The 12,193-nt window shown below is 65.8% G+C and carries 12 protein-coding genes; 6 read left to right on the forward strand and 6 right to left on the reverse strand.

Going from position 1 to position 12,193, the window contains the following annotated elements; translation table 11 throughout:
- The first annotated feature begins 65 nt into the window (after positions 1–65).
- From AB0O52_RS00475 to AB0O52_RS00485, 3 genes are read left to right on the forward strand one after another with little or no spacing between them, the layout of a single operon-like run.
- Positions 66–1,109: a DUF4439 domain-containing protein gene (locus AB0O52_RS00475; RefSeq protein WP_364531798.1), complete on the forward strand. Its 1,044-nt coding sequence runs from the start codon at positions 66–68 to the stop codon at positions 1,107–1,109.
- 51 nt (positions 1,110–1,160) lie between these two features.
- The gene (locus AB0O52_RS00480; RefSeq protein WP_364531801.1) at positions 1,161–1,889 is read left to right on the forward strand and encodes a VIT family protein; all 729 of its coding nucleotides are present in this window, start codon (positions 1,161–1,163) and stop codon (positions 1,887–1,889) included.
- Positions 1,890–1,924: 35 nt separating this feature from the next.
- On the forward strand, positions 1,925–2,971 hold the full coding sequence (locus tag AB0O52_RS00485) for an aminoglycoside phosphotransferase family protein (protein ID WP_364531804.1): 1,047 nt from the start codon (positions 1,925–1,927) through the stop codon (positions 2,969–2,971).
- 31 nt (positions 2,972–3,002) lie between these two features.
- Here the strand turns inward: AB0O52_RS00485 and AB0O52_RS00490 are convergent, their stop codons facing one another.
- From AB0O52_RS00490 to AB0O52_RS00500, 3 genes are read right to left on the reverse strand one after another with little or no spacing between them, the layout of a single operon-like run.
- Positions 3,003–4,388 carry a pyridoxal-dependent decarboxylase gene (locus tag AB0O52_RS00490; protein WP_364531806.1) on the reverse strand — a complete coding sequence of 462 codons (1,386 nt, stop codon included), beginning with the start codon at positions 4,386–4,388 and terminating at the stop codon, positions 3,003–3,005.
- A 56-nt stretch (positions 4,389–4,444) separates the two neighbouring features.
- Positions 4,445–5,242, reverse strand: coding sequence for a TSUP family transporter (locus AB0O52_RS00495; protein ID WP_364531809.1), 798 nt, complete (start codon positions 5,240–5,242; stop codon positions 4,445–4,447).
- Positions 5,239–7,050: a proline--tRNA ligase gene (locus AB0O52_RS00500; RefSeq protein ID WP_364531812.1), complete on the reverse strand. Its 1,812-nt coding sequence runs from the start codon at positions 7,048–7,050 to the stop codon at positions 5,239–5,241. The genes AB0O52_RS00495 and AB0O52_RS00500 overlap by 4 nt, the downstream gene beginning before the upstream one ends.
- A 614-nt stretch (positions 7,051–7,664) precedes the next feature.
- Between AB0O52_RS00500 and AB0O52_RS00505 the strand changes: the two genes are divergently transcribed.
- The 3 genes from AB0O52_RS00505 to AB0O52_RS00515 are packed head-to-tail and all read left to right on the forward strand — an operon-like array spanning position 7,665 to position 9,795.
- Positions 7,665–8,429, forward strand: a complete 765-nt coding sequence (locus AB0O52_RS00505; protein WP_364532667.1) for an ABC transporter ATP-binding protein — start codon at positions 7,665–7,667, stop codon at positions 8,427–8,429.
- Between the two features lie 8 nt (positions 8,430–8,437).
- Positions 8,438–9,181: an ABC transporter permease gene (locus tag AB0O52_RS00510; RefSeq protein WP_364531815.1), complete on the forward strand. Its 744-nt coding sequence runs from the start codon at positions 8,438–8,440 to the stop codon at positions 9,179–9,181.
- The gene (locus AB0O52_RS00515; protein WP_364531818.1) at positions 9,178–9,795 is read left to right on the forward strand and encodes a TetR family transcriptional regulator; all 618 of its coding nucleotides are present in this window, start codon (positions 9,178–9,180) and stop codon (positions 9,793–9,795) included. The genes AB0O52_RS00510 and AB0O52_RS00515 overlap by 4 nt, the downstream gene beginning before the upstream one ends.
- Before the next feature lie 4 nt (positions 9,796–9,799).
- Here the strand turns inward: AB0O52_RS00515 and AB0O52_RS00520 are convergent, their stop codons facing one another.
- The 3 genes from AB0O52_RS00520 to AB0O52_RS00530 form a co-directional block, all read right to left on the reverse strand.
- Positions 9,800–10,687, reverse strand: a complete 888-nt coding sequence (locus AB0O52_RS00520) for a GNAT family N-acetyltransferase (protein WP_364532670.1) — start codon at positions 10,685–10,687, stop codon at positions 9,800–9,802.
- On the reverse strand, positions 10,650–11,816 hold the full coding sequence (gene ispG, locus AB0O52_RS00525; protein ID WP_364531820.1) for a flavodoxin-dependent (E)-4-hydroxy-3-methylbut-2-enyl-diphosphate synthase: 1,167 nt from the start codon (positions 11,814–11,816) through the stop codon (positions 10,650–10,652). The genes AB0O52_RS00520 and ispG overlap by 38 nt, the downstream gene beginning before the upstream one ends.
- A gap of 80 nt (positions 11,817–11,896) precedes the next feature.
- Positions 11,897–12,190: a YciI family protein gene (locus AB0O52_RS00530; RefSeq protein ID WP_364531823.1), complete on the reverse strand. Its 294-nt coding sequence runs from the start codon at positions 12,188–12,190 to the stop codon at positions 11,897–11,899.
- Between the last annotated feature and the right edge of the window lie 3 nt (positions 12,191–12,193).

Below are 12,193 nucleotides of genomic sequence, written 5' to 3' on the forward strand. Positions count from 1 at the left end.
CGTGGTGCACAGGGCCCCCTCCGCGGGAACGCAACTTGTCCGTGAGCGTGACACCATAGTCTGTTGTGAACCACGAGACTGTTGAGAAACCACGGAGCCATGGCTGGATGAAGGCCCTCCTGCTGGCTTTCCTCGCAGTACTCGTCCTCGGCGTCGGCGCCGTGCTTGTCCCGCGGGACGCCGGAAGGCCCCCGGCGGTGCCGTTTTCCGAAACTGCGCGTTCCGAAGCGCTCTCCTCGACCGAGACACTCCTCGCCAGCGCATCCCTCCTGGAGAGCACGGACACTGTGATGTTGCTGACAAGCCAGGCACGGGCGCTGCTGCAACCTTCCAGCCCTTCGGCTTCGAATACCCCTACCGCTTCCCCGGGTCCCGGCGCCACCCGGGACCGGCCGACGCGGGCCGGCTTTGTCTCCGCGCTCGCCTCGAGCGCTTCCCGTCGCTTGGCGGACGCCGCGAACGCCGACGGCGGCATGGCACGGCTGCTTGCCGCCGTCGGGACCGCCCAACTGCTTGAGTCATCGCGGCTGGCCGCGGCCTGGGGCTTGCCGCTGCCGGCGACTCCGGCTGAGGCGAGTACGGCCCCGACACCACCGCCGGGCTGCCCTGCCTCTGCGGGCACGCCGACGGCACCGGCACCCGGAACGGCACCCACCAAGGCCGATCTGCCCGCAGCCCTTGCCGCCGTCGTCAGCTCCGAACAAGAGGCGATCTATGCCTACCAAGTGGCCCTGACCAAGCTGGACCCGAAGGCATCGGTGACGGCGGCCACCTGGTTGGCGCGCCATCAGGAGCTGCTCCGGGGAGCGGAGGCGCAAGGCCGGCTGCACTGCATCGCCACGCCTCCTCTGGAGGCCGGCTATCGCCTGCCTGCCACTTTCGCCGCCAAACCCGGACTGGCGCTGGGAAGCATGGAGGCCAGCTCGCTGACTGCCTACGCCGACCTCGTGGCGTTATCGGAGGGCGGCACGCGCCAATGGGCGATTGACGGGCTTGTCGACACCGCCAAACGCACCCAGGCTTGGGGAACTCCCGTTGGCCCCTTCGCCGGACTTTCAATCGACAACACGGCGCTGCCCCCGCTGCCGACCGCTACCCCGGCTCCATAGGAAAGCCTTTCTTTGCTGGCGACAGCAGTTTCCAAGTGCTTGGCTTGTAGCATGGCTTCCATCGAAACTGCAGCCCTGCACGAGAACGAACCACACGCCAACGACCTCGCCCACAGGCTCAACTGGCTCCGGGCCGGGGTCCTTGGCGCCAATGACGGAATCGTTTCCGTTGCCGCCATCGTGGTGGGCGTCGCCGGCGCCACGACGAACACCGGCGCCATCCTCGCTGCTGGAGCAGCGGGACTCGTGGGCGGCGCGGTGTCCATGGCACTCGGCGAGTACGTATCCGTCAGCAGCCAAAGCGATAGCCAGAAGGCGCTCATCGAGAAGGAACGCCGGGAGCTTGCCGAGGAACCCGAAGAAGAGCTGGCCGAATTGACTGCGATCTACGAGGCCAAGGGCCTGCGGCCTGAAACCGCGCGGAAAGTGGCCGCGGAGCTGACCGAGCACGACGCCCTGGCCGCACACCTTTCCGCCGAATTGAACATTGACGAGGACGACATCGTCAGCCCGTGGCATGCGGCCTTCGCCTCCGCCATTGCCTTCACCCTCGGCGCGGTGCTGCCGATGCTCGCGATCCTGCTCCCGCCCCCGGGGCTGCGTGTACCGCTGACCTTCATTTCCGTGCTGCTCGCGCTGGCAATCACCGGAGCGATAGGAGCATGGATCGGCGGCAGCTCGAAGACCCGGGCCGCCCTGCGCGTCGTCATCGGCGGAGCCCTTGCGCTTGCCGCGACGTTCTTCATCGGAAGCCTCCTGGGCTCCTCCGGAGTGGTCTGAACCGCTCCCGGACCGGCTTGGGTAGGCTGACAGTGATGACTACCTTCGTTTCCATCCCTGGCGACCTCCAGGCACGCTACTCCCGCACAGCGGAGGGGCGGGCGTGGCTCTCAGGGCTGCCCGGGCTGATCGACGCCAGCTTGGAACGCTGGCAGCTGTCCGTGGACCTGGAACCTGGCGCGGAACCATGGAACGGCCACGGCGGGATCGTCATTCCGGTCCTCCACAAGGGCGCCCGTGCGGTACTCAAGATTGCGTTCCCGCACGGGGAGGCCCTCGTCGAACGGCATGCGCTGGCCCTGTGGGGCGGTACCGGGGCCGTCAAGCTGCTCGACGCCGATGCGGCCTCCTGCGCGATGCTCCTGGAGCGGCTCGACGCCGTCAGCTGGCTGCAGAGCGCCCCGATGGACGACGCCCGCGACGTCTGGGGATCGCTCATGAGGGAACTCAGCATCGAGCCGGACGATCGGCCGGAATGGAAGGAGTTCGAGCACATAGCGGCCCGTGCCGAGCGCTGGAGCGATGAACTGCCTGCCGACTGGGAGCGACTTGGCCGCCCTTTCCCCCGCTGGCTCCTCGAAGCCGCGTTGGAGGTATGCCAAACGCGGGGCGCTGTCGGGCGCCGGGCGGGCAGGGATGTCCTGGTGCATTGCGACCTGCATTTCATGAATATCCTCCCCCACCTCAATGGCGCCCTCCGTGGCCCTCGCAACGGCGCCCAGGCCATCGGACAACGCGGATATGTGGCGATCGATCCGCAACCGATGATCGGTGAAGCGGAATTCGCCGTCGCCCCGATCCTGTGGAACCGCATCCGCGATCTCTCCACGACGGCTCCGGAAGTTGCGCTCCTGGAGCGCTGCGCGGATTTCAGCAGCGCTGCCGGCCTGGACGGCGAAGCGGCCCGGGAATGGAGCCTGGTCCGCGAGGTCGAAAACGCCCTGTGGTATGCCGGAAAACCACGGCATGAGGGCGATCTGGCACGCTCCTTGTGGGTTGCGAGCACCCTCGCAGGACGGCCCCTGGACGGGCTGCCCGCCGCGCACGACCTACCCGAACCGGGACTGGCCGCCTCGACTTAGCTCCGTGGCGCCGGGGCGTCCAGGCGCCGGCTTAGCCGGTGGCCTCCAGAGCGTCTTTGACGGCCTGAACCGCGATGTCCAGGTCGGCCGAATCCGTTGACCAGTTGGTCACCGAAACACGCAGGATGTCCCTGCCCTGCCAGCGCGAACCGGGCATCCAGACCCTCCCGTCGGCCATGATGAAGTCCGTGACGGCGCGGGTCCTCTCGTCTGAACCGAAGGCCAGGGACAACTGCGTGAACACTACGTCGTTGAGGACCTCGACGCCGGGCACTCCGGCAAGCCGTCTGGCCAATTCCGCGGCACACTCCGCACGTCCTGCGACGAGCTCCCGCACGCCGTCGCCACCCAAGGAACGCAAGGCCGCCCACACCGGTACTCCCCTGGCACGGCGGGACAACTCCGGCACCTTTTCCATAGGGTCGCCGGGGCCGTGGTCATCCTGCATCAAGTATTCGGCGTGCATGCCGATGGCGGACCGCAGGGCGGCAACGTCGCGTACCACCACGATTCCGGCGTCGTACGGAACGTTGAGGGTCTTGTGGGCATCGGTTCCCCACGAATCGGCCAACTCGACGCCTTCGACCAGATGCCGCAGTCCCGGCACGGCCGCTGTCCATAGGCCGAAGGCTCCGTCAACGTGGACCCACGCGCCGTGATCCTTTGCGGCCGGAATCGCCTCGAGGAACGGATCGAAAGCTCCGGAATGCAGGTTCCCGGCCTGGAGACACACGATTGCCGGACCGGAGCCGGCTTCCAACGCGGCCCGCAGCGCGGCTGGATCGATCCTGCCTTGTTTGTCCGCCCCCACAACTTCGGGTGCCCCGAACCCCAGGAAACGCAGTGCCATGTCAAGGCTCTCGTGCCGCTCGGCTCCGACGAGGACACGCAGTTCCGGGGCGCCTTGGAGTCCCCCGGCGTTGACATCCCAGCCGACGCTTTCCAGCTGGCGCCATCGGGCCGCCGCGAGGGCCGTGAAGTTGGCCATGCTGGCGCCGGTCGCGAATCCGACGTCGGAGCCGGCAGGCAGGCCGAGAAGCTCAAGGAGCCATCGACCGGCAGCCTCTTCGATCCCTGCAGTTGCCGGTGTGGCGAAGCGCAGGCCCGAGTTCTGGTCCCACGCGGAAACCATCCAGTCCGCGGCCATGCCTGCCGGCACCGTCCCGCCGATGACCCAGCCGAAGAAACGCCCCGATTGCATGGCCATCAGCCCGGGCTCGGCGTGCTCGGCGAGGAAATCAATGACTGCGGCCGGGTCCAGTCCGGTGGCCGGGAGGGGGCCGCCGAAGACCGCCGTGATGTCATCGGCCGCAGTACTGGGCCGTACCGGCCGCCCAGGCAAGGCCCTCAACCAGTCGCGGGTGTGTTCCCAAGCTCGTTCGAGTGCCTGCTCATAGTCGCCGGAATCGACCCACATGAGTGCATGCTACGCCCGCGGGATCCCCCCGGCCATCGCTGGCAACAACCGGAACACTACTTGGCGAAGTAGTCGTTCCAGACGTCCAGGCCGAGTTTGATGATCAACGCGGCAACCACGATCAGGAACACGATCCGTACAAAGCCGCTGCCCTGTTTCACGGCGGTCCGCGCGCCCAGGTAGCCGCCGGCCATGTTGGACAGGCCGAGCACGGCGCCGACGCCCCACAGCAGTGATCCGTGCGGCAGGAAGAACAACAGGGCACCGGCGTTCGTGGCCATGTTGACGATCTTGGCCTTGGCGCTGGCCTCAAGGAAGGCATAGCCCATGGCGGAGACGAGGGCGATCACCAGGAACGAGCCTGTGCCGGGACCTATCAGGCCGTCGTAGAACCCGATCACGGCACCGATGGCACAGGCCACCACATAGTGCGTGTGGCCGTCGTGGCGCAAGGCGGTCAACTCGCCCGCATTGGGCCGCAGTGCGGTGAAGAGCGCGACGGCGATGAGCGCCACGACGATGATGGGTTTGAAAACGCTCGCGGGAAGGTTGGCGGCCAGCACGGCTCCGCCGAAGCTGCCCGCGAGGGCAATCACGGCCATGGGCACGGCCGTCCTGAGGTCAGGGCCGACCCGGCGGTAATAGGTGGTGGCACTGGTGGTTGTCCCGAAGATGGAGCCCATTTTGTTGGTGGCCAGCGCCTGGACCGGGGTGATCCCCGGAACCAGGAGCAAGGCGGGGAGCTGGATCAGTCCCCCGCCGCCCACCACAGCGTCTATCCAGCCGGCAGCGAATCCAGCCACCACGATCATGATGAGCGTGGTGAGCTGGACCGACTCGAAGCCGGAGATCACTTCTGTCGTACGGCGTTGACCACGAAGTCGGCAGCCTTCTCGACCGCAACGTTTTCGGCCTCACCGGTGCGACGGTCCTTGATCTCCACAACGCCGTCTACCAAGCCTCGGCCGACCGCCACGATGGTGGGGACGCCCACGAGCTCGGCGTCACCGAACTTCACGCCCGGGGAAACCTTGGGGCGGTCGTCGTAAATCACGTCGAGGCCGGCGGCCTCGAGTTCGGCGGAAAGCTTCTCGGCTGCCGCGAAGATTTCCTCCCCACGTCCGACGGCGACCACGTGGACGTCCGCGGGGGCCACGGAGCGCGGCCAGATCAAGCCGCGCTCGTCGTTGTTGGCCTCGGCCAGGGCGGCCACGGCACGGGTCACGCCGACGCCGTACGAGCCCATGGTGACCACGACCTGCTTGCCGTTCTGGTCAAGGACCTTCAGGTCGAGGGCCTCGGCGTACTTGCGGCCGAGCTGGAAGATGTGGCCCATTTCGATGCCGCGGGCTGTCTCCAGGGGACCGGACCCGTCCGGGGATTCGTCTCCCGCGCGGACCTCGGTGCATTCAATGACGCCATCCCAGGCGAAATCGCGTCCGGCCACGAGACCGAAGACGTGCTTGCCGTCTTCGTTCGCTCCGGTGACCCAGCTGGTACCCGAAACAACCCGGGGGTCAACAAGGAAAAGCAACTTGGACGTGCCTTCGAGCCCGAGAACGGCTTCGCCAAGGTCCAGGCCGGGGCCGATGTAGCCCTTGACGAGCTCCGGGATCTTCTTGAGGTCTTCCTCGTTGGCCGCTTCCAGCCCGATCTCCCCGGCAATGGGCAGGAAGGCACCGATGTTTGCTTCGACGCGCTTGAGGTCCACCGCGCGGTCACCGGGAACGCCGATGACCACGATCTGGCGCTCGCCGGTGGGCAGGGTGACGGCGAGGACCACATTCTTGAGGGTGTCGGCGGCCGTCCAGGCGCCGCCGTCGGAATCGCCGCGGGGAGCGAGCTGGTTGGCAGCCGCCACGAGGGTTTCGATGGTGGGCGTGTCCGGGGTGTCCAGGACGCGTGCGGGAGGGGCGTTGCTGAAGTCGATCTCGGCCGGGACCACGGTGGTCACGGCTTCGACGTTGGCCGCGTAGCCGCCTGGCGAGCGCACGAAGGTGTCCTCGCCGATCTCGGTGGGGTGCAGGAATTCCTCGCTCTTGGATCCGCCCATGGCGCCTGCCGTGGCAGCTACGGGGATGACCTCAAGGCCAAGGCGCTCGAAGATTTTCAGGTACGCGGCGCGGTGGGCCGCGTAGCTCGCGTCCAGGCCGGCGTCGTCGACATCGAACGAGTAGGAATCCTTCATGATGAACTCGCGGCCGCGGAGGAGGCCTGCCCGGGGGCGTGCTTCGTCGCGGTACTTGTTCTGGATCTGGTAGAGGCTTACGGGCAGGTCCTTGTACGAGGAGTACAGGTCCTTGACCAGTAGGGTGAACATTTCCTCGTGCGTGGGTGCGAGAAGGTAATCGGCACCCTTGCGGTCCTGGAGGCGGAACAGCCCCTCGCCGTATTCGGTCCAGCGGTTGGTGGCCTCGTAGGGTTCCCGGGGCAGCAGAGCCGGGAAATGGACTTCCTGGGCGCCGATGGCGGCCATTTCCTCGCGGATGATCTGCTCGACCTTGCGCAGGACGCTCAAACCCAAAGGCAGCCACGTGTAGATGCCCGGGGCGGCACGGCGGATATAGCCCGCACGGACCAGGAGTCGGTGGCTTGCGACTTCGGCGTCGACGGGATCTTCACGCAGGGTGCGCAGGAACAGCTGGGAGAGGCGAAGGACCACGGGTCAGAATCCGTTTCTATGGCAAGAGCTGGCAAAAACTACTGTGTACCAATCTACCGGCTTGTGGCCGGGGAACCTGCCGGGGCCCGTCCCCCGCGTTCCTCCCCAAAGCAGTCACATCACCAAACGAAGATGAGCCACGCCATGGTGCGAAGAAGCCCCTGGCCGCTGGGCGGCTGGTCATCCTGCCATGGCGTGGCTCAGCGGCCGGCCGGCCGCGGGCGCTGTCCTGGAGGCTTAGTCAGACCTGTCGAACGCCTTCGAAGGATCAACGCTTACAGCCATTTGGTTTGTGTTTCCTCCCTGAAACCGCCCGCGCCCCAGCGACACGGCTGGTTCTGAATTTATGTGATGGTGGACACTTTTTTCAAGGGCTTGGACTTATCAAATTTTGTTGGTGCATGGGCAACGAACAACGCGGGGTCACTTAGCGCCCATCCGAAGGTCCGACATGGGCCGTAAGTGACCCCGCGTTGCAGAACGAAGGGGCCAGATCCGTCCCCGAAGCCCACAGTTGACGGGCCTGCATATCGGACTTACCTTTTATTCATCACCTGATGAATAAATCGGAGGCCGCGATGTCCCACAGCCCAGCGGGAAGTCCCGCAGCAGGTATGTCCCCTGCGCCCCCGGCGGTCACAGTGGCGGGCCTGCACGTCACGCGCGGCCACAAGAAGATCCTGCGCGGCTTGGACTTCGCCGTGGATCCCGGGCGCATCACTGGCCTGCTTGGACCCTCCGGGAGCGGCAAGACGACCCTCATGCGCTGCATCGTAGGAGTCCAGCGCCTTACAGCCGGCAGCGTGGAGGTATTGGGCCGTCCGGCGGGCACGCCGTCATTGCGGCACGACGTCGGATACGTCACCCAGGCACCGAGCGTCTACACGGACCTCAGTGTCGAGGCGAACGTCAGGTATTTCGGAGCCATGCACGGCGTCTCGGCGGCCGACACCGCTGAGGCAATTGCCGCCGTCGGGCTCGAATCGCTGGCGCGGCGGAAGACGGCAGACCTTTCCGGCGGTGAATTCAGCCGGGTTTCGCTGGCCTGCGCGCTCGTCTCGCATCCGAAGCTCCTGGTCCTCGACGAACCGACGGTCGGCTTGGATCCGGTACTGCGTGCCGAGCTGTGGGAACGGTTTGCCGCGATGGCCGATTCGGGCACCACCCTGCTGGTGTCCAGCCACGTCATGGAAGAGGCCTCGCATTGTTCCTCGTTGCTCCTGCTCCGCGACGGCCTGCTGGTGGCGCAGCTCAGTCCGGCGGAACTCAGCGAGCGGGGACACAGCCACGACTTGGAACAGGCCTTCCTGCACATCATCCAGGAAACGAGCGTTACTTCGAACCGCAGGGGTGCCAATGAGAGCCAGGTGGCGTCATGAATCCAAGGATGATGATTGCGACCACCAGGCGGGTTTTGGAACAACTGCGGCACGACCACCGCAGCGTCGCGCTCATCATGGTCGTTCCCGCCCTGCTGCTCACTGGCGTCTACTATCTGTTCGAGAACGAAACCCTGCCTCCCGGATTCCCGCGCACCTTTGACCGAGTGGGACTCATGATGCTGGCCATTTTCCCGTTTGTGGTGATGTTCCTGGTCACGTCGATCACGATGTTGCGCGAACGGACTTCGGGGACGCTGGAACGGCTCCTGACAACGCCCATCCACAAAGCGGATCTCCTCTTCGGCTACGCGTTGGCGTTCTCGATCATGGCGGCCGTGCAATCGCTTGTAGCCACGGCCGTGGCCTACTGGATCTTCAATCTGGATATCAAGGGTGGCCCGGGTTACGTCGTGATGATCGCCGTCATCAACGCGGTGCTGGGTGTCGCGCTCGGCCTCTTGTGCTCAGCCTTCGCGCGGACCGAATTCCAGGCGGTGCAGTTCATGCCGGTAGTGGTCATTCCGCAGATCCTGTTGTGCGGACTCTTCGTGGCCCGGGACCACATGAACAGCCTCCTGGAGAGCATTTCCAATGTGCTGCCGCTGACGTTTTCGGTCGATGCGCTCCAACAGATCGCCGACAACACCGAGGCGACGCAGGCCATGTGGCAGGATGCCGGGGTCATGGCGGCGATCGTGGTCGGAGTATTGGTCCTTGCCTCGTTCACACTCCGCCGGCGGACCTCATGACCGGGGCCTTGCCTCCCCTGCGGCGGGGACGCCGCAGCGGCGGGAGTGACTCCCGCGAACTGATCCTGGCCACAGCTCGCCGGCTCTTCGCAGAGCACGGTTTCGACGGCACGAGCCTGCGGCAAGTGGCGCGCGAAGCCGAAGTGGACCCGGCCATGGTCCACCACTTCTTCAAGGGCAAGGACGAACTCTTCGCCCAGAGCATAGAACTCCCGGCGGATCCCAACGAGGTCCTTGCCGGCGTCGAATCGTTGGATCCGTCGCAACGCTCTGAGGCGATCGTCCGCGCCGTCGTCCGTCTGTGGGAAAGCCCGGCGCAACACGGGCTTGTCGCGTTCGTCAGGGGAACGATCGGTTCCAAGGCCAAGACCGCCCTGCTGCGCGAGATGGTGGCGAGGACCATCCTCTCGCGGATCACGGCAGGACTTCCGGGCTCCCCTGAGGAAGCGAAAATGCGCGCCAACCTTGTTGCGACGCAGATGGTGGGGCTCATGCTGATGCGCTACGTGGTCCGGCTCGAGCCCCTGGCTTCGGCCTCCCAGGATGAGGTAGTGCGGCTCGTCGCACCGAACGTCCAGCGCTACCTCACGGGCGAACTCACTCCGCCCAACTGACTGGTCAGTACAGAACAGTAGCGAAGGTTCCGAGGCGTTGGAAGCCGACCCGCTCGTAGGTGGCCCGCGCCCTGGTGTTGTATTCGTTGACGTAAAGGCTCGTGATGGGCGCGAACTTCTGGGCGAGGACAACTACTCCCGCCATGTACCCGGCGCTGAGGCCCTGGCCGCGGAACTCCGGGTTCATCCAGACCCCCTGCACCTGGGTGGCCTGCGCCGTCACGGCCCCGAGTTCGGCTTTGAACTTCACGGTCCCGCCTGCGTCGATGTGCACCAAGGAATGGCCTTGCCGGATCAGTCCGGCCACCCTGCGGCTGTAGAAGTCCTCGCTCCCGAGAAAGGGCGAATAACCCACTTCCTCTTCGAACATGGCTGCACAAGCGGGCAGGATCCGGTCGAAATCCGCGATGTTTCCGAAGCCGAGCTGCGGATTGGGTTCGACGGCGGGTGGCCCCGAGATCGCCAGAAGTGGCTGGTCGGCCCGTACCTCGTGGGCGAAATGCCCCAATTGCTCCAAACGGGAATGGAGCGCCAGCACGGTCTCCGCGGGCCCGAAGATCGAGGCGTAGCGCCGTCCGGCCCGGTGTGCAACCGCCGCAACGCGGGAAGCCAGTACGGGGTCCAATTGCACCGGAACCAGGTTGGCGCCGGCCCAGCAGGCACCTACCAGCGCGTCGCCGTCGAATACTCCAAAGACGCTCGCGCCCCCGGAAGTGGGTGCGGCGCTCCCCGACGAATCGAGGTGCGCCAGAATGAAGACGTTCGCTACCGGGTCTTCCATCGCGAGCACGCGAAGGGCCCGGGTATCGGCAGCGCCGAGCACCCGGACGGAAATCCCATCGGCGCCAGTCTCGTTACGAGACGCTAACCACGGGGCTACCCTTGACAGCATCTTCGCCATCGGCCTCCCCCATCTCTTCGGCGATACGCATGGCCTCTTCGATCAGTGTCTCAACAATCTGGCTCTCGGGGACAGTCTTAATGACTTCGCCCTTCACGAAGATCTGCCCCTTGCCGTTTCCGGAGGCTACACCGAGATCGGCTTCACGTGCCTCGCCCGGGCCGTTCACGACGCAACCCATGACGGCGACGCGCAACGGGATCTCCATTCCTTCAAGCCCGGCCGTGACCTGCTCGGCGAGCGTATAGACGTCCACCTGGGCGCGTCCGCATGAAGGGCAGGAGACGATTTCGAGCTTGCGGGGGCGCAGGTTGAGGGACTGCAGGATCTGGTTGCCGACCTTGATTTCCTCAACGGGCGGCGCAGAGAGGGACACGCGGATGGTGTCACCGATGCCCCGGGACAGCAGCGCGCCGAAGGCCGTTGCGGACTTGATGGTGCCCTGGAAGGCGGGTCCGGCCTCGGTCACGCCAAGGTGCAGGGGCCAGTCGCCCTTTTCTGCAAGCATCTCGTAGGCGGCCACCATGATGACCGGGTCGTTGTGCTTGACGGAGATCTTGAAATCGTGGAAGCCGTGTTCCTCGAACAGCGAAGCTTCCCACACAGCCGACTCGACGAGCGCTTCCGGCGTGGCCTTGCCGTACTTCTTCAGGATGCCGGGCTCCAGGGAGCCTGCGTTGACGCCGATCCTGATGGAGGTGCCGTGGTCCTTGGCGGCCTTGGCGATTTCCTTCACCTGGTCGTCGAACTTGCGGATGTTGCCCGGATTGACGCGCACCCCGGCGCAACCGGCCTCGATCGCGGCGAAGACATACTTCGGCTGGAAGTGGATGTCTGCAATGACGGGAATCTGGGACTTACGGGCGATGATCGGCAGCGCCTCGGCGTCGTCAGCTGAAGGGCAAGCGACACGCACGATGTCGCAGCCGGACGCCGTCAGCTCCGCGATCTGCTGCAGGGTGGCGTTGATGTCCGTGGTGGGCGTGGTGGTCATCGATTGCACGCTGATGGGTGAATCGGAGCCGACGCCGACCGAACCCACCTTGATCTGGCGGGTCTTGCGGCGGGGCGCGAGAACGGGGGGCGGGGCTGACGGCATTCCCAGGCTGACCGAGGTCACATGGACTCCTTGGGTTGAAATGGGTGGATCGAAGGGCCGGGGTCAGGACCCCGGCCGGTCACGCTGCTAGGAAGCGTGGGCTAGGAGGCGTGGGCGGAGAGCATTCCGATAATGGGGTTCCACTCCGACGTCCGGATGCCTGCAATCCCCTGGACGGCGGCGAACGGATCCTCCTTCAGCGTGGCGTTCAGCTCGGACTCGTCGGCGGCCTTGAGCAACAGCAGCGCACCCGCGCCGTCGGTGTAAGGGCCGCTCGCCAGCAGGGTTCCCTGCTCGGCAAGGCTGGCGAGCCAGGCGCGGTGGGCAGGGCGGTTCGCGTCGCGCACCTCGGCGGACTCGGCGTCGTACACGTACTCAACAGCGAAAACAGTCATATG

The sequence above is a fragment of the Arthrobacter sp. NPDC080073 genome, assembly GCF_040686575.1.
In the GTDB taxonomy this organism is placed as follows: domain Bacteria; phylum Actinomycetota; class Actinomycetes; order Actinomycetales; family Micrococcaceae; genus Arthrobacter.

Excerpts from the sequence above, each read along its gene's own strand:
- AB0O52_RS00480 (WP_364531801.1), top strand. The coding sequence starts at position 1,161 with ATGGCTTCCATCGAAACTGCAGCCCTGCACGAGAACGAACCACACGCC.
- AB0O52_RS00485 (WP_364531804.1), top strand. The coding sequence starts at position 1,925 with ATGACTACCTTCGTTTCCATCCCTGGCGACCTCCAGGCACGCTACTCC.
- AB0O52_RS00490 (WP_364531806.1), bottom strand. The coding sequence starts at position 4,388 with ATGTGGGTCGATTCCGGCGACTATGAGCAGGCACTCGAACGAGCTTGG.
- AB0O52_RS00505 (WP_364532667.1), top strand. The coding sequence starts at position 7,665 with ATGTCCCCTGCGCCCCCGGCGGTCACAGTGGCGGGCCTGCACGTCACG.
- AB0O52_RS00510 (WP_364531815.1), top strand. The coding sequence starts at position 8,438 with ATGATGATTGCGACCACCAGGCGGGTTTTGGAACAACTGCGGCACGAC.
- AB0O52_RS00515 (WP_364531818.1), top strand. The coding sequence starts at position 9,178 with ATGACCGGGGCCTTGCCTCCCCTGCGGCGGGGACGCCGCAGCGGCGGG.
- AB0O52_RS00520 (WP_364532670.1), bottom strand. The coding sequence starts at position 10,687 with ATGCTGTCAAGGGTAGCCCCGTGGTTAGCGTCTCGTAACGAGACTGGC.
- AB0O52_RS00530 (WP_364531823.1), bottom strand. The coding sequence starts at position 12,190 with ATGACTGTTTTCGCTGTTGAGTACGTGTACGACGCCGAGTCCGCCGAG.